This window comes from Bradyrhizobium sp. LTSP885 (assembly GCF_000938305.1).
In the GTDB taxonomy this organism is placed as follows: Bacteria; Pseudomonadota; Alphaproteobacteria; order Rhizobiales; family Xanthobacteraceae; genus Bradyrhizobium.
In genome coordinates this window covers 167,867-187,741 of the sequence record NZ_JYMT01000006.1, presented here as the reverse complement: position 1 = coordinate 187,741, position 19,875 = coordinate 167,867, and the positions used below count along the sequence as shown (strand labels likewise).

The window sequence follows — 19,875 nt, the reverse complement described above, 5'->3', positions numbered from 1 at the left end:
GAGACTATCATGATCGAGATCGAATCCACGGCCAACATGGCCTCGAAGCTGTATGCCACCATGCGGTTAAAGCTCGGCGTCGTTCGCAAGCGATTGAAGAAGCCGCTCACCTTGGCGGACAAGGTTCTTCTCGGCCACCTCGACTCTCCGGAAACGCAGGAGTTGGAGGCGGGCAAGAGCTATCTCGCGCTGCGCCCCGATCGGGTGGTCTTTCAAGACGTCCTCGGGCAAAGCGCGATGCTGCAGTTCATGCAGACGAAGCGTGAACAGGTTGCGGTGCCCACGACCATCCACTGCGATCATCTTATTCAAGCGAGAACGGAGGGCGAGTCGGACTTGCGAGAGTCGATCGACGAAAGCAAGGAGGTCTACGACTTTTTGCGATCCGCCGCGATGAAATACGGTTGCGGCTTTTGGGAGCCGGGTGGTGGCATCATCCATCAGGTTGTCCTCGAACACTACGCGTTTCCGGGTGAGCTTATTATCGGGACCGACTCGCACACTCCGAACGCCGGCGGGCTCGGAGCCTGCTCGGTAGGCGTCGGCGGAGCCGATGCCGTCGACGTCATAGCGGGGTTGCCGTGGGAAGTGCTCTATCCGAAGCACATTGCAGTCTACCTGACTGGGGAGCTGAACGGTTGGAGCGCGCCAAAGGACGTTATTCTCTACGTCGCGGGGCAACTCACGGTCTCTGGGGGAACCAACGCGATCGTGGAATACATCGGACCAGGCGCACGGACCATCAGCGCCACCGGTAAGGCCACGATCACGAACATGGGCGCGGAGCTTGGGGCGACGACGTCGATGTTCCCCGCTGACGAACGGATGGCGGTCTACCTCAGCGCTACCGGCCGCGACTACCTGGTCCCCCTGATGAGACAGAACCTTGATCTTTTGGCTCCCGATCCGGAGGTTGAGGCAGACCCGGAGGCCTACTACGATAAGGTGATCCGGCTGGATCTCAGCACGCTTGAGCCGCACATTGTCGGACCGCATTCTCCGGATCGGGCCCGGCCGCTCTCGAAACTGGCCGCGGAATTGGCTGATAGTCGGAACGGCTTCGTCGACAAAATCTCGTCAGCATTGATCGGAAGTTGTACGAACTCGTCGTACCAGGACATGAGCCGTGCTGCCGATATTGCGAAGCAGGCAACTGCTAACGGATTGAAGGCCGCGGTTTCTCTCCTGGTTACCCCGGGTTCCGAGCAGGTCCGCGCAACCATCGAACGCGATGGTCAGATGGATGCCCTGAAGCAGATGGACGCCACCGTTCTGTCCAATGCTTGTGGACCTTGCATAGGGCAATGGAGAAGGGCCGCCTCAGCAACGACCGAGCCAAATACGATCGTCACATCGTATAATCGCAACTTCCCCAAGCGCAACGATGGCCAGCCTACCACCATGAATTTCATCGCCAGCCCTGAGGTGGTTACAGCGCTCGCATTCGCAGGTCGGCTTTCGTTCAATCCAATGACCGATACTCTTGTTGGTGGCAACGGTAAGCCGTTCAAATTCGATCCGCCGAAACCGGCTCCAGAAGTCCCGGCCGCCGATTTTGAGCGGGGGCGGACCTATTATGTCCCGGCACAGGACGGCCATCGGGATCTCGAGCTGAAAATTGACCCCAATAGCGAGCGCATACAGCGACTGTATCCTTGGCCGGCTTGGAATGGTGAGGACTTTGTCGATTTGCCGGTTCTCCTGAAGACCAAGGGCAAAACCACGACTGATCACATTTCCCCGGCTGGATGGTGGCTTCGTTACCGAGGACACCTCGATAAGTTCAGCGACAATATGTTCATGGGTGCGATCAACGCCTATACGGACACTGCAGGGCACGGAAAAAACGTCATAACGGGAGAAATCAATCAGCCATTCTCGAAAATCGCGCGTAGCTACAAGTCGCGTGGCATAGGGTGGGTAGCGGTTGGCGACTTCAATTATGGGGAAGGCAGCAGTCGCGAGCACGCGGCTCTTTCTCCCCGCCTTCTCGGTGGCCTCGCCGTCATCACGAGGAGCTTCGCTCGAATTCACGAGACTAATCTTAAGAAGCAGGGGCTGTTGCCGCTCACCTTCAAGAATGTCGAAGATTATGAGCGTATTCGGGAGGATGATCGGATCAGCCTGCTTGATCTCGAACATCTCGCGCCGGGTAAGCCGGTCACGTGCGTCTTACGTCACGCCGACGGCAATACGGAGACCTTGGTGTTGCTACATTCGTTCGCGGCCGATCAACTCAAGTGGTTCAGGGCCGGGTCCTCGCTGAATCTATTCCACACCGCAGCCAATCGAACCGATGGTGTGCGATCGGGTCAATAGATGCAGAACGATAACGCTAAATAGGCGATGGGTCTTGCGGGCTTCATGTGCTCGCGAAAGGCTATCGAACACGCCGCCGCGCGGCTGCGTCGTCATCGTGGAAGCAATCGTGACATTGAAGCAGGGATATAACAGTGATTCAGATTTGGGGACGCGGAAACTCCGGGAACGTCATCAAGGTTCTATGGTGCCTGCAGGAACTTGCCCTCTTGTTTGACCATGAGGAGGTCGGAGGAAAGTTTGGCAAGAACAGGGAGGCGTGGTTTCTCGAGCTCAATCCCAACGGATTAGTACCGGTAATTCGCGACGAAGACGATTATGTCGTCTGGGAGTCCAACGCTATCGTGCGGTATTTGGCAGCCAAGTACGGTGCCGGACAGCTATGGCCGGATGACGTGCGCGACCGTGCGGATGCCGATCGTTGGATGGACTGGCCGTCGCAGGTTCAACCGCACATGACGACGCTGAATGTCAGCCTCGTTCGTACACCGCCGGAGAGTCGTGATCCCGAAAAGATTGGGAAAGCTCGCCAAGAGGCCGCTGACATTTGGTCCGTACTGGACAAACACCTGGTGAGGCGAGACTTCGTTGCCGGGCAACAGTTCACGATGGGCGACATCGCAATTGGAAATCTAGCGTACCGTTGGTTCAATCTAGGGATCGATCGGCCGAATATGCCTGGCCTTGAGGCTTGGTATCAGCGTCTTGCGGCAAGACCTGCATTCCAGGCGCAGGTTATGAAAGCGCTTGCGTAAAGGGTATCAGCGCATGATTGCGGTCTCGCTCCGACATCGTTCACCGCTAGCGTCCTTCCCAGTTGCGTCGCGACATCGCCACTTCGACGTCCCGCAAGGACCGCGGTACGGGAAAATGCGACTGCCGCGGCTTCTGAGCCGCGCATCCACGATACCGTTTAATTTGAGAAAGAAACCACATGACGAGCAAGATCGACGCAAGACTGACCGAACTCGGAATCGAACTTTCCGCGCCCGGCGAACCTGCCGGAAACTACTTACCGTTTGTCTTAACTGGCAATTTGCTCTTCATGTCGGGGCAAGTGCCGATCGAACACGGCGTCCGAAAATACATCGGCAAATTGGGACGGGAGATCTCGGTTGCTGAAGGTCAAAAAGCGGCAGCATTGTGCGTGGTCAATCTGTTGGCAAAGCTCAAGATTGCCTGCGGTGGCGATCTCGACCGCGTGAGGCGATGCGTCAAGGTGGTAGGTTTCGTCAACTCCGCTCCGGAGTTCTGCGAGCAACCGAAGGTCATCAATGGCGCATCCGATCTGCTCGTAAGCGTATTTGGCGACGCAGGCAGGCACGCGCGCTCGGCGGTCGGCATGGGTTCTCTGCCGTCCGGCGTTGCCGTTGAGATTGAGGCCGTGTTTGAGATCGTGACATGACAACGGTCCATAACGCGAGGCGCGATTGCGACCGAACCAGGAGTCTCCCCAGGGCATAAGCGCGTGGTTCTATGCTCAGTGAAACTGAGTCAAGGCAGCAACAATAACAATCAGGAGGGCAGAGATTATGTTTGTCCGTTCCGAGCCAGCTGAGATGCTGCTGAATCTAGATGACGCAGCGTTTCGGTTCCCGAGATTGTCAATGATACAGGCGCTGTTATGATGACTAAAGCCACTGCAGAATTCTCGCCCGCCGCGCGCAATGACAATCCCTACCTCGCGCTAGGCGTTCGTCCCTACATAAATTGCGCGTCCGTCCGCACCGCCCATGGCGGGAGCGTGATGCTGCCCGAAGTGCGCGCTGCAATAGCTCAGGCGTCTCGCCAGTTTGTTAGCCTCGATGAGCTCATGGAAGGTGCAAGCCGCCGTATAGCGGAACTGACTGGGGCAGAATTGGGCATCGTGACCTGTGGCAGTTCGGCTGCCTTGACATTGGCCACCGCAGCCTGTGTAGCCGGCAATGATCCGGTGAAGATGCTTCGTTTGCCCTTCACAGACGGTTGGACCAATCGCGTGATCATGCTGAAGAGCCATCGCTATGCTTACGACCAGGCAATCCGCATCGTAGGGACGCATATCGTAGAGGTTGAGACCATCGCCGATCTCGATGCCGCTCTGACACAGCCTGTCGCCATGATCGCTGTGCTGGGCTCGCGGGAAGCGACGTCGCCCGTCCGGTTGGAGGAATTCGTCGCGCGTGCCGCCCCGCGTGGTGTGCCTGTGTTGGTCGATGCGGCTTCTGATCACATCGAACGGCCGAGCCCCTATCTGGTACGCGGTGCCGACATGGTCGTCTATAGCGGTGGCAAATTCTTGAGAGGGCCGCAGACCAGTGGTCTGCTGCTCGGCCGCAAGGATCTTATCCAAGCGGCCTGGTGGAACGCGTCTCCGCACCAGGCATTCGCGCGCGGCATGAAAGTGTCCAAGGAAGATGTGATCGGCGTGCTTACCGCGCTTGAAGTCTGGCTCGAACGCCGGGATCCCGCGGCTGAACTTCGCCGATGGAATGAGGATCTAGCCATTGTGGCTCACCGGCTGGAGCTGCCTGGCGTTAAGACGAACATCGTTGCTCCGCAGGGAGCGGTGCATGTGCCTCGCTTGACGGTGAGTTGGGACCTGGCGCAAATCGCCCTGCATGGTGAAGCTTTGCGATTGCGGTTGCTTGAGAGCGAGCCAAGGATCATGATTGACGACAAGTCCGTCACGGATAATTCCGTTCAGATCGATCCCTTTGGATTGCAACCGGGGGAGGCTGATCAGGTTGGTCTGGGTATAAAAGCAATACTGTCGGAACCGGTCGTTGCCGCAAAACCTGCACACTCCACCTCAAATGCTGACGTGTCGGGGCTTTGGAATTTGGTGATAAAATTCCTGAGCGGAGAACGAAGTCATCGCCTCAAGCTGAGGCAACACTCAGGCTCCCTCACCGGTAGCCAACAATCTCATCAATTCGAAGGTGATGTCGTCGGCGAGATAAAAGGTGATACCATCCATCTTGTTTTCCGTATGCGGCATGAAGGCACTGTAATCGTCTACTCTTTGGACGGATCCGTGGCCGATGGAGTGATGCATGGCAAGGTGACGCTTGGCAGCGCGCCGCACCAGCATCAGGGTCCGATCAACCTGGCTCAATTTGGGTCTGGATCGTTTCAAGGCGTCCGAAACGGAGAGGCATGAATCGACTTTCCGTTTATGCAGGCTGCTCTTTGCAACCGGTAGAAGGAATGCGTTACTTCAAACTTTGTCGTTTTCCAAGACGTGAAGAGCCCATGCACCCTGGCCGCATCTTGATCGGTTTGTAAGTGAGTGCAAGTATCATAAAGCTTGTCAAGAACGTCTCTCCGCAAACAAGTTTAATCCGAAAAGGCCGGAATCTCGAAAGAGATTCCGACACATTCAGGAAAAGAAACTCAAGGGCTTCGCTGCCATTCGCCAATTTTGTTAGACCGGCCGATCGGCAAGGACAGAACTTGTGTTGCCTCAAGCCCCACTGCCGATGCTTGGGATTGGAGCCTGGGTGCCTGTCAGCATGATGACGAATTTTCGAGCTTCATTATTTATATTGTGTTTAGCGAGCGAGCTTCAGTGTGAAACTTGCGCGAGCTATTTCGTTTGCGTTGACCAGAAAGCCCGTGAGAGCACCGGTCTTGCCCGCGAGATCGGGTAACTTCTCTGTCTTGAGAGCGTGAAGCACGAACTGCAGGCGGTGCGCACCGCTTCCCACTGGCGGACAGGGGCCAGCGTAGGATGGGTCGCCGAAATCCGAATTCCCGATTCTGGCGCCCTTAGGCAGTTGACCCTTGGAGGGTTCGCCAGCGCCAGCAGGCAAGCCAGTTGCGGTCGCTGGAATGTCGAGCACGGCCCAATGCCAAAACCCCGATCCGGTGGGCGCGTCAGGGTCATAAAATGTCAAAGCGAAACTCTTCGTACCGGCGGGCGCGCCCTTCCACGCCAACTCCGGCGAGATGTTCCCGCCTTTGCAGTCCATTCCGTTCAGAACCATCGTTTCGGGCGCCGTACCACCGTCTTTCAGCCCCGGAATTGAGAGCGAGAAATCGGCAGCCGCCGCCGATCCTATGCTCAAGGCGAGCAGTGATAGTGCCATCAATGATTTTCGCATTTCGAAGCCTCCGAAGCGCGCGGCCTATCCGCGCGGCAACAAAGGCATTTGAACGAAAACGAGATATTCCGCGCGCCCGTTTCGCTCAGATATGAGCGACTTTCGATCAATCACCGCGCGTCTGACGGCGCGACGCCATACCGCCTTCGAAACCGCGCCGTGAAATGCGAGGGCGATTGGTAGCCGACGTCGAGCGCTATGCTGGTGATGTCTTGTTCGGTCGATTGGAGCAGAAACAGGCCTTTCCCCAAGCGAGCTTCAGCGAGAATGGCGCTAAAGCTGGTCCTCTCACGCGCGAGACGGCGCCGGAAAGTGGCTTCGCTCATGGCGAATTCGCAAGCGACCTCGGTAGCGGTCCAGTTGCGGGCGAGGTCAGCTGCCACCAGGACACCGACACGTTCTGTTAGTTTGGGCTGCCTCGTGCCATTGAAGACGCAGTGACGTATCGCAAGCGTCAGTAGCACTTCGACGAGCCGGTGATAAAGCAGGTCTCGTTCGATAACCAGTCCTGCCTCGAAATCCCTGATTACCCGGCCTACGACATCGCTGATGTCCTCGGCTCTCTTTAGAATCTTGACTTGACCGAGCGGCTGCTTGCTTCCGACCACGCGTGGGTAGGTTTCAGAGAAACGCGTCAGCAGCGACTGCTCGAATGAGAGGATGACGCCGCGATAAGCGTGGTTCGGGTTCGGTTTGCTGGTGACGTCCGCGATGGTACCGGCAGGAATCACCGCAATATCGCCAGTTTCCGCATGTTTTGGACGGTCCAGATCAGAAACCGATTTAGATCCTTCAAGGACAAGTATTACGCAGGCGTCTTGAAAGCGTACACGCTGGATGGTGTGAAGCGTGCGGACAGTCAGGCTGGCCATGACGCCGATGTCTGCATGACCGATCTGAAACGGCGTCATGAGGCTCGGAGACGTCAGATAAGGCTGTAGATCCGGCATTTTCTTTTCGACGAGTGCCACCATTTTTCACCATACAAGAGAGGGAACTAGCTAAAGCTCAGAACCCAATCGAAAAAGCAAGGAGCGGATCATATATCTCGTCTTGCACTCTCATCTGCCGGTTCGGCACCGCACGCCCTTTCTTGCAAGAAAGCAACGACGCTGTTGCGCACTTGCGGGTTGCCGGGAATGACATGCCCGCCGGAATGCCGTAGGATCAGAGGATTCTTGAAGAAGCTTGCAAGCCGATCGGACTGGCTGCCTGCGACCACAAAATCCGTCCCGCCGATGATGTGAACTGACGGCAGTCCGTATTCTGATCTCCGTTGATATAGATACGCATGGCTGCCGTCGTTACTTGCAAATCCACCCACCATCATTGCGAAATCGAACGAGATTCTATCTTCCGCTTCACAAGAATTTCGCAAGCCGACGAGAAGGGACGTGAGCGCGGCTCCCTGGCTGAAACCGAATACGCCGTCGAACGGTGCGCTTTGTTGGAATAGCGAAATCAACCAGGTTTTCGTTTTTAACCATCCTTCATATCGCATCGTAGGGTGATCGACGCCGGCATGTTTTGGATCGTCACCAACGTTCGAAACGGCATGCCACCAGCCAAAGTCACCTATTGCCAGGGACGGCGGGTCAACGCACACGAATTCCGCAAGCGACCCCAATCCTTGCATCAACGGTCGCATTTGCGCTTGGAGCGTTTTTGCGCTCCCGTGATATCCGTGAAGGCAGAGAATCCGAAGCTTGCGCATTTCAATCCAGAAAAGTAATTTATCGCTTCCGGTTGCGGGTTGTAAATTGTCGATTGCAGTCAATTGCAGATGGGCAGCAACGACCCCGAGCACAAGGTCATCGCACCGCTCGATCGGCAACAACTGGCCGATGCTCCTTTTTAGCGTGCTTGACTGCGACGGGAGTTATCGATCCTTGGCTTCGCCGAGTGAGATAGGCGTCACCCCAGACCCACAAGGCTCGAATGACCGGCTCTAATGATTGTCCGTGAGCCGTCAGCGCATATTCGACACGGGGCGGTACCTCCGCAAAGATGGTCCGGCTCACGAGGCCGACTTCCTCGAGCTCACGTAATTGCCGCGCCAACATGCGCTGAGTGATTTTCGCCAAGCGTCGTCTCAACTCATTGAAGCGCAGTGTTCCCGTTAAAAGATGATAGAGGATGATTGCCTTCCATTTTCCGTCGATCAAATCCAGAGTTGCTTCGACGGGGCATCCGGCTGCGCAATCGTACTTCTTCACGAATAGGTCTTGCATGGTTCACTCCGTGATACCTAGTCCCCGCGCTGTGCGTACTTGCGCGATATAACTCTAGCGCGCTATGTGAGTCACGCACGCAAGTTAAGCAGTCGTTTTGCAGCAGACTCGAACGGGCGACATAACGTGCGCGTGGTGGATTATGTGCGTCAGGATTGGCCTCTCTTGGCAGCCAACGTCTCCACGCTGTAGTCGGGAGCAGTGCGGCGGTCGATAGGTAGACCATTCGCGTTTCTTAATAGGCCAGGACCAAAATCCCCAACGGAATGACTACCGTGGCGGAGAAAAATAAGTCGTCGAATGTGGAAACCCTCAAGGGGATAACCGAAGTGCGCATCATCGTGCCCGCTCTCATTGCCGCGCTCGCGGCAGCGACGCCAGCTTTATCGCAACAGCAATCCAACACCGTGACCGCCGAGATATTTGCTAGATTGCCACAATCCGTTGGCAACGTCGCGTTCACGCCCGACAATCAGGTTATCTTTAGTCATCACCCATTTTACAGTCCGGATGTGCGCGTGGCGAAACTCACCTCGCCGACGACGTTCGAGCCATTCCCAAATGCGGAATGGAACACGCCGCGTGAGGGGAGTGACCAGTATCTGGACAGCGTCTTGGGGTTGCGGTCCGACGAGGATGGTGTCGTTTGGATCATCGACATGGGTTTCCGCACCCATATCACGCCAAAGCTGGTTGGTTGGAATACCCGCGCAAATAGGCTTGAGCGCATTTACTATATGCCTGAGCCTGTGACGCGGCCCGGATCGCAACCGCAAGACATCGTCATCGACCACAAGAACCATAAGTTCTACATCGCCGACGAAGATATCGGACCGGGCGGTGACGGTTCACAGGCGGCGATCCTCGTTATCGACATGGATACCGGGCTCACCCGGCGGGTTCTCGAAGGCGACAAGTCGACTATCCCAGAGAACGTTCCAATTACCGTCGACGGCAATGACCTGACTGTCCCCGGCAAGGACGGCAAGCCAACGATCATCAAGGTGGGCTGTGATGGAATCACCATGGATGCGAAGGCCGATTGGCTCTACTACGCGCCACTGAGCGGCCGTAGTCTGTATCGCATTCGGGTGGCCGATTTGAACGACCAAGCTCTTTCGAGTGCCCAACTGAGCGCAAAGGTAGAGCGTTACTCGGACAAGCCGAACAACGGAGGGCTGTCAATCGACTTCGCAGGGAATATCTATTTGACCGCTGTCGAGACGAAATCGATCGGTGTAATCACGCCGGACCGTAAATATCGGACGCTCGCCAGCGATCCGCAGATGGTTTGGCCCGACGGTATTTCGTATTCGCCAGACGGTTACATGTACGTTTCGGCCTCGCAGGTGTCCGCTGCGGCCATGTTTCACGGTGGAAAGGCTGAAAACAAGACGCCTTACCTAATCTATCGCTTCAAGCCCCTGGCAGCCGGCATTGTTTCACGCTGACGCAATGATGATTCTAAACAATGTAAGCAACCACCTTGCCCATATCTTCGAGCGCGATATGCCGTATTTGAGCGAGTTCTAGCCTTGGAGGAACGGGACGAAACGACGTGACAGAGGTTCGAACCAACGCAGATCGGCATAGCTACGCGAGGCCGCCGGCGCCAGAGTTTGCAAGCCCATCTGCAGAAATGATCGGCCAACGTGCGCTCGGTCTATCGTGTACCTCCGGAGCATGCACGGAGCGCGACCGCGAGGTGACGTCGTCGGCCATCCATGGGTTGCACGCTAGTATTGGCGGCTCCGATCTATCAGGCCGACGGGCGGCGCGCCGGCGCGCACGCGGCGGATATTCTCGGCCGCAAGCACGGCTGCCGAGCTTGCTATCTGCGAAGTCGCTATATGCGGAGTGATCTGGATTCTTGGTTCTTCCCATAGAGGGCTGCAGTCGGGAAGCGGCTCCAAATCGGTCACGTCCAGAAGAGCTCCCTCGACCCGGCCCGATCTTATCGCGTCAAGGAGGTCGGATTCCACGCAGTGACCACCGCGGCCGACGTTGATCACGCAGGCCCGAGGCGCTAGTTGCGCGAACGTTTTGCGGTCAAGGATACCCCGCGTCGTCTCTGTGAGGGGAAGAGCGCAGACCAATATGTCGAGATCGCGAAGAAACGCCGAGAGTTCGGCCTCGCCCGCGTAAGTCGAAACACCCAGAACATCCTTCCTCGACAGGCTCCAACCACGCATGGAGAAACCAAAAGAGGCGAGCCGCTCGGCGCATGGCTGCCCCATCTCGCCCAAGCCCATGATCCCGACCTTCCGGTCGGCCGCCAACCGACGGGGTCGTTTTCGCCATATCCGTGAAGTTCTGTCCTTCGCGTAAAGTTGCAGGTCGCGATGGAACGAAAGCACGCCGGACGCCACGAATTCAACGAAGCCGTCGATCTGCTTCGGATCCACCAGTCTCGCGAGCTGCACGTGCGCTGGAACCTCGACCCCGGCCAGATGGTCTATTCCGGCACCGAGCGTCTGAACGAAAGTCAGATTGGGAAAACGAAGCGCTTCGGCGGGGGGCGTCCAGACGAGAAGGACGTCGATGTCCCGCGGGTCTCCGACGTCCGGCCAAAGGCGCAAGTCCAGCTCGGGGTACGCGGAGAGGAGGGCAGGCCGCCACTCCTCGTAGTCCTGGAACTCGCTGGAAAAAAGGGCAGCCGGCATGTTTGCCTTTCTAGCTATCAAACGAACAAGCGGGTCTCGGACCTTCGCCTAGAATTCGTTGCGGCCCGCCGCGTGCGTGGCCGCCAGGCGCCCGAATACCAGTCCCCGCAGGACCGACGTCGACCCAGTATAGACCTGATGATACAGGCCCACGGTCTCTCCCGCCGCGTAGAGGCCCCGCATCGCCTTTCCGTCGGAGTCGAGTACTTGCGCGTTGCTGTTGACCTTCAAGCCGCCGAACGTGAAGCAATTTCCGGAAATGATCGGAAAGGCCATGAACGGCGGCTTGTCGATGGTGAGCGACCAATTCGACTTCCGGGGCACGAGACCGGAGGTCGCTAGACCGTCGAGCCGCACCGGATCCCAAGTTCCGGAGTCGCCGCAAGCGGCGTTGTAGGCCGCAATCGTCGACGTGGTCTCGGCGATAGGAAGTCCCAGCTTTTCGATCAGGCGTTCGAGTGTCGGAGCTTCTATGGCAGGGACCTCCGAGCGGATGCTGGTCCTCCAGCGAGGAATTCCCTCAACCTTCGAATCGAAGATGACGTATGCTAGGCCGTCCTTCTGGTCGGCGATAGTCCGCGTTATCTCGTCGTAGGAGGCATCGCTCGTTCCCGGAGCTTCGTCGAGAAATCGTGCTCCAGCCTTATTGACCAGGATCCCGTAAGGATAGATGAAGATCACGGGACCCGCTTGCTTGGAGCGCGGATCCATCGGTTCGGCATGATATGAACCGAAGTCTCCAGCCGGCGCCGCGCCGGCCTTCAGCGCCATGCGGATGCCTTCGCCCTTGTTGTAATAGCCACCCCTCGCTACTGGCCGGATATTGACGGCACGCTTGCCCATGTAGTGGGTCAGCATCTCGAGGTTGCCCTGATAGCCGCCCGAAGCGAGCACAATCGAGCGCGCGGATATCTTCTTCCGCTTTCCGTCGGGATCGGTCGCGAGGATGCCCGTAACTGCGCCGTCGTCGCCGATCACGAGGTCGATGGCGCACGTGCGATAGAGCACCGTCGCGCCCAGAGCCTTGGCTTCTTCGGCCAGCCTTTCGATGATAGCCAGGCCGCCACCGGAAGCCGCCAGCCGCGTCGTGTTCTGCGTCAAATGATAGATGGCGTGGGGCTCGAACTTAACTCCGAGCGTCTTTAGCCACGCTACCGTCTGCGGAACATGATTTGCGAACTGGGAAACGATTTCGGGGTCGGTGAACGGATGTGCTTTCACGTAGTCAGGCCAGTCGTGATAGGAAGAGCCGGCCGCTATCAGGACGTTGGGATCGAGATTGGTTCCGGCGTTGGCCGCAAAGGTCTCCTCGAAATCGTCGGAAATCTCGCTTTCATTCTTCATTCTGACGTAGGCGTCGGTCCATCGGCTGTTTCCGCCGAAGTCTTCAAGTGGCGCGCGCTCCACCACCGTGACGCTCAGGCCCGCTTGCAAGGCGGTGACGGCCGCGGAGAGGCCCGCGACGCCAGATCCCACGATCACGATATCGCTGTTGGTTTCCTTCATTGTGCCTCCCCGTCCGGTCTTTGAATACGCCGGATGCTTAGCCGAGAGCGAATGGATTCTTCCGGTCGGGTTTTGTTGTAATCCAGACGCTCTTCACCTGGAGGTATTCCTTGATCGCTTCGACGCCGCCTTCGCGGCCCAGACCGCTTCGCTTGTAACCTCCAAAAGGAGTAGCGAAGCTGGTAGATCGATAATTGTTGACCCATACCGTACCGGCCCGAATGCGGTCGACGCAGTAGAGCGCACGATGGAGATTTTGCGTCCAAACGCCTGCAGCCAATCCAAAAACCACGTCGTTGGCAATCCTAATCGCATCATCCTCATCCTTGAAGCGTATTATCGACAATACGGGTCCGAATACCTCTTGCTGCGCGATCTTCATTTCATTCGTGACGTCGACGAAGATCGTAGGGGCGACGAATTGGCCCTGACCGTACCCCTCGCCGGACAAAGCATGTCCTCCGAGGATGCACCTGGCGCCCTCCGCTTTTGCCATTTCGATCATCCGCAGGATCTTTTCGAATTGCGGTCTTGTCGCCACCGGTCCCACTTCAGTCTCCATCTTCGATGGGTCGCCGATGCGAGCCGATTTTGCGAGCAGAACGAGCCGCTCGATGAATTTGTCGTGAATCGAATCCTGTAGAAGAAGCCGCGAACCGGCCATACACGTCTGACCCGTTGCCGCGAAGATGCCGGCGACCGCTCCCCGCACCGCCTGGTCCATGTCCGCGTCGTCGAATACGATGTTCGGAGATTTTCCGCCGAGTTCCAGCGTTACTTTCTTGAAGTCCGAAGCGGCCGCCTCGTTGACGGCCCGTCCCCCTATCTCGCCGCCGGTGAAGGCGATCTTGGCCGTCTTGGGATGACGTACCAGGGCATCGCCGACGTCCGCTCCGAAACCCGTGACGACGTTGACGACCCCCTTTGGAAAGCCTGCCTCTTCGGCCAGCATTGCGAACTCCAGCAAAGACGCCGATGTGAACTCGGAGGGCTTGATCACGATCGTATTGCCGGCGGCAAGCGCCGGCGCCATCTTCCATGAGTTCAGGGCAAGAGGCGAATTCCAGGGGGTAATCGCGACAACGACGCCCAGCGGTTCGTACTTGGTGTAGTTGAATACATCCGGTCTTGGCATGGGCACCACGGAACCCGCCACCTTGTCGGCGAGGCCGGCATAATAGTGGAACCATCCCGCGACGTTCCGCACCTGGCCACTCACTTCGGCGATCAGCTTGCCGTTGTCGCGTTGCTCAATCCTCCCGAGGTGGTCCGCGTTCGCTTCGACCAGATCGGCAAGCTTGCGCAAAAGGGCGCCGCGGCGGGCTGCGCTCATATCGGCCCATTCGGGAGACAGGAATGCTCGATGCGCGGCTTCCACCGCGTGATCTGCATCCGCCTTCGTCGCGCGAGGAATTTCCGCCCACGCCTGGCCGGAATAGGGCTCGATCGTCTCGAACCACTCGTTAGAGCTTGGTGCGCACCACTTCCCGTCGATGAACAGTTCGTATCTTTTCACTGCTATTGCTCCGAACGGAGTTGCCCGCTTCCGTCGGCCATCGACGGGCCCTCCGCCGGTCGGACGATCGGCATCGGGACCTGCGGCCATCGCCGGAAGGAGGATTGACATATGGGTTGTCAGGCAACCGTCTCATGAAGTCTAATTGCTTTTTGCCAACGACTCATTACCCCGGGTAATAGGATGAACATCAGGGATCTGGAGTACTTCGTGGCCATCGCCGAAGAGGGGCACCTGGGCCGCGCGGCGATGCGCGTAGGCCGAAGTCAACCCACGCTCACCAAGTGCATTCGGCGGCTGGAGGAGGGGATTTCCACCAAGCTGTTCGTCCGGTCGGGTCGGGGCATCAAGCTGACGAACGTCGGCGAGATACTGCTCGACCGATCGAAGGATCTTCGAACGGCGTTCGCCGACACGCTGCGCGAAATTCACGACGTATCGAGGGGGTTGGCCGGGCACGTGCGGATCGGCACCGGCGCAACGACAGCCGAATACTTCCTGCCCGAGGTATGTAGGACCCTATTGTCGAAGTCGCCCGGGGTGAAAGTTGAGCTTTCGATAGGCATGAACGACGTGCTCAGGACCGCACTCCGCGCCAACCGCATAGACCTGGTCGTCGGCCCAATAACCGAGGTCGACGAACTGGAGTTCACCTGCCACGACCTTGGCAGAGACGAAGTGGTGGTCGCAGCAAGCAGGGAGCATCCTCTTGTGGTCAGGAGGACGCGACCGAAGGTCGTGGACATGGTGGGATTTGGATGGGTCCTGCCGGCGCCCTCCGTCGCCACGAGGCAGTGGCTCGATCAGCGTTTCGCGGCGGCGGGCCTGCATCCGCCGCAGGTGCAGATCGAGACCAACAACATTTCGCTGATGCCTCGCCTGATCGCGACCACGAACTTCCTCAGCTTCATTTCCAGCAGAAATCTCGAGGAGGGCACGAACGCCGAGTTTCTCAGGGATCTGAAGGTCGACGAGTTGAAGATGAGGCGTAGGATAGGCGTTGTTCATCAGAAAGGGCGCTATCTTTCGCCTGCCACCCATCAAGTGCTCGAAATCATGAAGACTTTGAAGGAGATGGTCGGAGCGGGCGCTTCTGCGGTCAAGACGAGATCTCGGAAAGGACCTTCGAAAACAGACCGCCGCAAGCGATCCAACTAGCTTCGCTTGACGTGTCAATGCGTGCGCGAACGGTCGCCCTTGTCACCGTACCGTCGCTCTTCGTGACGACGAGCTGCATCCATCCGTCGGGCCGGATACCCTGAGCGATATCTGTCAGCGCAAAGGTCTCCGATCCGTCGATATCGCAATCGAATTCCGCCGGTAGTTCGAGAGGCAATATGCCGAATGCGACTAGATTGGTTCTGTGTATGCGTTCGAAGCTTCTTGCCACGATGGCCCGAACGCCGAGCAACCGGGTCACCTTGGCCGCCCAGTCACGCGCGGAGCCGGCACCATAATTCCTGCCCGCGACGACGATCAACGGAACGTCCCGCTCCCGGTAGATGCGAGCCGCTTCGTGAATCGGGAGCGTGCGTCCCTCGGGCCATACCTTTGTCAAGCCGCCTTCCGTCCCGACGACGATCCTGTTCCTGATCTTGGGGTTTGCGAAACCGCCCCGGATCATGACGTCGTGGTTCAATCTGCGCGAACTGAAGCTGCCCAGATCTTCGTCCCGGACGTCCTGAGCCTTCAACCACATGCCGGCTTCGCTTTCCGGCAGAATTCTCGATACGGGAGAGATGTGGTCCGTCGTTACGTTGTCACCCAGAACGGCGAGTGCGCGGATGCCCGCGAGATCGGCTTCGAACAGCGGGCGAGTAGCTTCAACCGAGAGGAAGGGAGGTCGGCGGATCATTCCTGACGAGCCCTCCCAGGGAAATTTATCCTGCTCGGGCGCCGCCAATGCTTCCCAGGCCGAATCTCCCTTGAGCCATCCCGATCGATTGACTCCGCTCGCGTGGCGGATGTCGAATGCAGCGAGGGTCGAATCTATTTCGTCGTCCGGCGGCAGCAAGTCCGCGACGAATACCGGCGATCCTTCAGGATCTTGTCCGATCGGTTCCGAGTCGAGCTCGATCCTCGTCGTGCCTGCGAGCGCGTAGGCGACCACCAGAGGAGGCGACGCCAGGTAGGCGAGACGACAGAGCGGATGGATACGCCCTTCGAAATTTCGGTTTCCCGATAGCACTGCAGCTGCGGCAACGTCCTTGTCGCGAATCTCGCGCTCGACCGCTTCATCGAGAGGTCCGGAATTTCCCATGCATGTCATGCAGCCGTGCCCGACAACGTTGAAGCCGAGTTTGTCGAGGTAGATCTGGAGGCCCAGGTCGACGAGCATTTCGGAGGCGACTCTCGAACCTGGAGAGAACGTCGTTTTCGTCCATGAGGCCGTCGCGAGGCCTTTCTCACAAGCTTTCTTCGCAAGCAGCCCTGCGGCCACCAGTGCCCTGGGATTGGACGTGTTGGTGCACGACGTGATCGAGGCGATGACCACGGCCCCGTGGTCGAGCGCCGACGATCCGTTCGTCGGAGGCAGGGTGCGGCTCACGTCGGCGAGGCCGAGTTTCGAAGAAGGGAGGCTCGGACCGGCTACCGTCCTCTCTACGGTCGAAAGATCGAAATCGATGACCTTGGTGTAGACAGGTTCGGGGTCGGAGTCGCCGCGGAGCATGTTCTGGGCACGAAGGAATGCCTCAGTCCTTCTCCGTTCGTCCTCGGGCCTGCCCGTTCGCGCGAGGTAATCGAGAGTGAGCGCATCCGGAGCGAAATATCCCATCGTCGCGCCGTATTCGGGAGCCATGTTGGCAATCGTTGCCCGATCTGGCACCTTCAACGACGCGGTGCCGGGGCCGTAGAATTCGACGAAACGCTGCACAAGATCGTGCTTCCGCAGCATGGCCGTCAGGGACAGCGCGACGTCCGTCGCAAGGACGCCGTCCTGTATTCGGCCCGACAACCTCACGCCGTAGACCTCGGGTATTTTCATCGACATAGGCTCGCCCAGCAGAGCGGCAGTAGCTTCGATCCCTCCGACCCCCCATCCGAGCACACCGAGTGCGTTGATCATGGTGGTGTGACTGTCGGTTCCGATGACCGTGTCGAAGCCAGCCATCCGTCCTTCGTCGAGATCGGCGCAGCGCACGAGGTCGGCGATCACTTCAAGGTTCAATTGATGGCAGATCCCGGCTCCCGGCGGAGCGACGCGCATTTGGGGAAACCTTTGCTGGGACCACTTTATGAAGCGAAAGCGCGCTGCATGCCTTTCGATCTCGATCCTTCGATTGGAAAGGTCGGCGTCCGGATGCCCCCATACGTCGGCTTCGACGGCATGATCGACGATCAGGTCGATTGGCAGTCTCGGAGCGACGCTGTCCGCATTAGCGTTCAACTCAGCGGCCGCCTCGGAAAGGGCGGCGAGATCGGCGAGGACCGGAAGGCCGGCCGAGTCCTGCATCAGGATCCGGCCAGGCAGGAAGGAAACGATGGCCTCGGAACGACCCCGTTCCGGCCACGAGCCGAGCGACGCTATTTGGGCAGCATCGACGGATATTCCATCCTCCCCACGCAGAAGGTTTTCCGCAAGGACTCGGAGCGAGTAGGGGAGCCGCGAAAGCGCCCCCGCTCCGTTTGCCTCCGCGGCCGGCAGGCTCATGAACCAGGTCGATCGATGACCCGGAAGCTCCCTTCTGGCCGCGAAAGAGTCCCTCTTTCGGATCATGGCTTAGGTCGATGGCCCGCGGTCACGCCTTTCTGACGGAGAATGGCGTCGAATCGGTCGGGATCCGTGGTGCCGGCAAGAATGGCCGCTCTCTGCTTATCTTCCCTTGCCGCATGTGCACGTACACGGTCCAAAAGCCCTGGCAGATCGGAAGGCTTGATCGCGATCACGCCGTCGAGATCGCCCAGCACCAGGTCGCCCGGTGCGACCTCCAAGCCGGCGCAAGCGATGGGCACGTTGATTTCGCCAGGGCCTTCCTTGCTTGGTCCGCGATGCACGTGCCCGAGAGCGAAGCAGGCAAAGCCTCCCTCGGCAAATTCGGCAATGTCGCGAACGGCGCCGTCGATGACGAACCCTCCTAGTTTGCGCTTAATTGCGGTCGTGCGCATCAGGCCTCCCACCAGGGCCTGGGAAAGATCGCCCGCCCCGTCGACGACGATGATATCGCCCTCTTCGGCGATTTCCATCGCCTTGTGGATCATGAGGTTGTCGCCAGGCCGCGTGCGGACGGTGATGGCGCGGCCGCACATGGCTGCGTCGCCGTGATAAGCCCTAAGCCCCCGTGCTCCGAGGGATCGTCCCATGCAATCGCTCGCATGGGCTGTTGGAACCGATCTGAATGAATCCACCGTCGACTGCGGTATGGCATCGATTCTAGGCTGGATCGAAAATCCCGGAGGGAACGCAGGCTTGTCCGCCGCCGACATCATGAAGAACTCCTATGCTGTTCGATTGGCGAGTGTTTGCGGATTTACGCAGATTGCAGGATCGATCGGCCGGGCATTCAGGGCATCGATCACCTGTTGCGCCGCCGTCCTCGCGACGTGAGCGAGCGCCTCCTTGGTGGATCCACCCATGTGCGCCGTCATGACCACCTCGCTCAGTGACAACAGCGGCGAATCGGCCGGAATAGGTTCTCTTTGAAAACAGTCGATGCCGGCTCCGAAGACGTTGCCGGATGCGATAGCCCGGGCGAGCGCGGCCTCGTCGAGTATCCCGCCGCGCGCAGTGTTTATCACGATGGCGTCCTGAGGAAGCCGTGCGAGCTCGCGATCCGAAATCAACCCGCGCGTCGCTTCGTTCAGCGGGCAATGCAGGCTCAGGACGTTCGCAACGTCCAGCAGGTCGTTCAGGTCTTCCATCCGTTCCACGTCCTGGCTCGCGCCGACTGGTGCCGTATCAAAGCCGACCACCCTCATGCCCAGTCCTCGCGCGGCGGCGGCAACGCGGCGGCCGATCTCTCCGACGCCGACAAGCCCCAGTACGCGTCCCGAAAGCTCTAGGCCGCTCTTGGTCCGGTCCCAATCCTTGCATCTGATGGACCCGTCCTGCAGCGGGATACGCCTGGCCACCGCGAGAAGAAGTCCGATCGCCAGCTCGGCGACCGCCTGGGAATTTCCCGCCGCTGTAATCAGAACCGGAATGTTGCGCCTGGTCGCCGTCGCGACGTCGATGTTGTCCGTACCGACGCCATGCTTGCATATAACCTTAAGTGTGGGGCAGGATTCTATGGCCTTTCCCGACAACATCACGGTTCGCGAAATCACCGCGTCGACCGGTTCGGAAGAAAGCAGGCGTTCCACGTCCGCCGCGGCACCCCCCGGAGGAATCATGAGTACGCGGGCTCCGGCGCCCTTCAGCACCGCCACTCCGGATTCGGAAAGCGTCGGTGCCGTGACTGCGATCGTGTACGTCATTGGAATGCCCGCTGTTGCGCGCGGCGATTTATCTCCCAACGACCTCACGCGTCCAATTGCTTTTGGTGCTGCAGTCTTTACCAAAAGTAATTAATAGCGTCGAAATCTTCAATTGTACTCATCGTATCGAGCCAAGTACT

16 protein-coding genes are annotated in these 19,875 nt (G+C 58.5%); 6 read left to right on the top strand and 10 right to left on the bottom strand.

Annotation, left to right across the window (positions count from 1 at the left end; translation table 11 throughout):
• Positions 1–9 precede the first annotated feature (9 nt).
• The 4 genes from UP09_RS05570 to UP09_RS05555 all read left to right on the top strand — a co-directional run bounded on the left by UP09_RS05570 (position 10) and on the right by UP09_RS05555 (position 5,461).
• Positions 10–2,319, top strand: a complete 2,310-nt coding sequence (locus tag UP09_RS05570; RefSeq protein ID WP_156164468.1) for an aconitate hydratase — start codon at positions 10–12, stop codon at positions 2,317–2,319.
• Positions 2,320–2,453: 134 nt separating this feature from the next.
• Positions 2,454–3,074 (top strand): glutathione S-transferase family protein, encoded by a 621-nt coding sequence (locus UP09_RS05565; protein WP_044537038.1) that lies wholly within the window; start codon positions 2,454–2,456, stop codon positions 3,072–3,074.
• A gap of 179 nt (positions 3,075–3,253) precedes the next feature.
• Positions 3,254–3,724: a RidA family protein gene (locus UP09_RS05560; protein WP_044537037.1), complete on the top strand. Its 471-nt coding sequence runs from the start codon at positions 3,254–3,256 to the stop codon at positions 3,722–3,724.
• A 222-nt stretch (positions 3,725–3,946) separates the two neighbouring features.
• Positions 3,947–5,461 (top strand): aminotransferase class V-fold PLP-dependent enzyme, encoded by a 1,515-nt coding sequence (locus UP09_RS05555; protein WP_197082613.1) that lies wholly within the window; start codon positions 3,947–3,949, stop codon positions 5,459–5,461.
• A gap of 391 nt (positions 5,462–5,852) precedes the next feature.
• Here UP09_RS05555 and UP09_RS05550 read toward each other — a convergent pair whose 3' ends face one another.
• The 4 genes from UP09_RS05550 to UP09_RS05535 form a co-directional block, all read right to left on the bottom strand.
• Positions 5,853–6,404, bottom strand: a complete 552-nt coding sequence (locus tag UP09_RS05550) for a YbhB/YbcL family Raf kinase inhibitor-like protein (protein WP_044537036.1) — start codon at positions 6,402–6,404, stop codon at positions 5,853–5,855.
• 110 nt (positions 6,405–6,514) lie between these two features.
• Positions 6,515–7,375: a helix-turn-helix transcriptional regulator gene (locus UP09_RS36245; RefSeq protein WP_197082612.1), complete on the bottom strand. Its 861-nt coding sequence runs from the start codon at positions 7,373–7,375 to the stop codon at positions 6,515–6,517.
• A 68-nt stretch (positions 7,376–7,443) separates the two neighbouring features.
• Positions 7,444–8,241, bottom strand: a complete 798-nt coding sequence (locus tag UP09_RS36760; RefSeq protein WP_156164467.1) for a putative serine hydrolase — start codon at positions 8,239–8,241, stop codon at positions 7,444–7,446.
• Positions 8,216–8,635 (bottom strand): winged helix-turn-helix transcriptional regulator, encoded by a 420-nt coding sequence (locus UP09_RS05535; protein ID WP_082069985.1) that lies wholly within the window; start codon positions 8,633–8,635, stop codon positions 8,216–8,218. The genes UP09_RS36760 and UP09_RS05535 overlap by 26 nt, the downstream gene beginning before the upstream one ends.
• A 275-nt stretch (positions 8,636–8,910) precedes the next feature.
• On the opposite strand from UP09_RS05535, the gene UP09_RS05530 reads away from it, so the two are divergent.
• Positions 8,911–10,086: an L-dopachrome tautomerase-related protein gene (locus UP09_RS05530; protein WP_197082611.1), complete on the top strand. Its 1,176-nt coding sequence runs from the start codon at positions 8,911–8,913 to the stop codon at positions 10,084–10,086.
• A 285-nt stretch (positions 10,087–10,371) separates the two neighbouring features.
• Here UP09_RS05530 and UP09_RS05525 read toward each other — a convergent pair whose 3' ends face one another.
• From UP09_RS05525 to UP09_RS05515, 3 genes are read right to left on the bottom strand one after another with little or no spacing between them, the layout of a single operon-like run.
• Positions 10,372–11,298, bottom strand: a complete 927-nt coding sequence (locus tag UP09_RS05525) for a 2-hydroxyacid dehydrogenase (RefSeq protein ID WP_044537034.1) — start codon at positions 11,296–11,298, stop codon at positions 10,372–10,374.
• Positions 11,299–11,346: 48 nt separating this feature from the next.
• Positions 11,347–12,804: an FAD-dependent oxidoreductase gene (locus UP09_RS05520; protein ID WP_044537032.1), complete on the bottom strand. Its 1,458-nt coding sequence runs from the start codon at positions 12,802–12,804 to the stop codon at positions 11,347–11,349.
• A 37-nt stretch (positions 12,805–12,841) separates the two neighbouring features.
• Positions 12,842–14,320 (bottom strand): aldehyde dehydrogenase, encoded by a 1,479-nt coding sequence (locus tag UP09_RS05515; RefSeq protein WP_044537121.1) that lies wholly within the window; start codon positions 14,318–14,320, stop codon positions 12,842–12,844.
• A gap of 183 nt (positions 14,321–14,503) precedes the next feature.
• Here UP09_RS05515 and UP09_RS05510 point away from each other — a divergent pair, with 183 nt between their 5' ends.
• Positions 14,504–15,478, top strand: coding sequence for a LysR family transcriptional regulator (locus UP09_RS05510; protein WP_063840129.1), 975 nt, complete (start codon positions 14,504–14,506; stop codon positions 15,476–15,478).
• Here the strand turns inward: UP09_RS05510 and acnA are convergent.
• From acnA to UP09_RS05495, 3 genes are all read right to left on the bottom strand, one after another.
• The gene (gene acnA / locus UP09_RS05505; RefSeq protein WP_245301759.1) at positions 15,420–17,972 is read right to left on the bottom strand and encodes an aconitate hydratase AcnA; all 2,553 of its coding nucleotides are present in this window, start codon (positions 17,970–17,972) and stop codon (positions 15,420–15,422) included. The genes UP09_RS05510 and acnA overlap by 59 nt on opposite strands.
• A 62-nt stretch (positions 17,973–18,034) precedes the next feature.
• Entirely contained in the window at positions 18,035–18,748 is a 714-nt protein-coding gene (locus UP09_RS05500; RefSeq protein ID WP_245301758.1) for an RraA family protein, read from the bottom strand.
• A gap of 9 nt (positions 18,749–18,757) precedes the next feature.
• Positions 18,758–19,735 carry a hydroxyacid dehydrogenase gene (locus tag UP09_RS05495; RefSeq protein WP_044537030.1) on the bottom strand — a complete coding sequence of 326 codons (978 nt, stop codon included), beginning with the start codon at positions 19,733–19,735 and terminating at the stop codon, positions 18,758–18,760.
• Positions 19,736–19,875: the final 140 nt, after the last annotated feature.

Bases quoted from the DNA above. Each gene is read 5' to 3' on its own strand.
- UP09_RS05570 (WP_156164468.1), top strand. From the start codon at position 10: ATGATCGAGATCGAATCCACGGCCAACATGGCCTCGAAGCTGTATGCC.
- UP09_RS05560 (WP_044537037.1), top strand. From the start codon at position 3,254: ATGACGAGCAAGATCGACGCAAGACTGACCGAACTCGGAATCGAACTT.
- UP09_RS05555 (WP_197082613.1), top strand. From the start codon at position 3,947: ATGACTAAAGCCACTGCAGAATTCTCGCCCGCCGCGCGCAATGACAAT.
- UP09_RS05550 (WP_044537036.1), bottom strand. From the start codon at position 6,404: ATGCGAAAATCATTGATGGCACTATCACTGCTCGCCTTGAGCATAGGA.
- UP09_RS05535 (WP_082069985.1), bottom strand. From the start codon at position 8,635: ATGCAAGACCTATTCGTGAAGAAGTACGATTGCGCAGCCGGATGCCCC.
- UP09_RS05525 (WP_044537034.1), bottom strand. From the start codon at position 11,298: ATGCCGGCTGCCCTTTTTTCCAGCGAGTTCCAGGACTACGAGGAGTGG.
- UP09_RS05520 (WP_044537032.1), bottom strand. From the start codon at position 12,804: ATGAAGGAAACCAACAGCGATATCGTGATCGTGGGATCTGGCGTCGCG.
- UP09_RS05510 (WP_063840129.1), top strand. From the start codon at position 14,504: ATGAACATCAGGGATCTGGAGTACTTCGTGGCCATCGCCGAAGAGGGG.
- acnA (WP_245301759.1), bottom strand. From the start codon at position 17,972: ATGAGCCTGCCGGCCGCGGAGGCAAACGGAGCGGGGGCGCTTTCGCGG.
- UP09_RS05500 (WP_245301758.1), bottom strand. From the start codon at position 18,748: ATGATGTCGGCGGCGGACAAGCCTGCGTTCCCTCCGGGATTTTCGATC.
- UP09_RS05495 (WP_044537030.1), bottom strand. From the start codon at position 19,735: ATGACGTACACGATCGCAGTCACGGCACCGACGCTTTCCGAATCCGGA.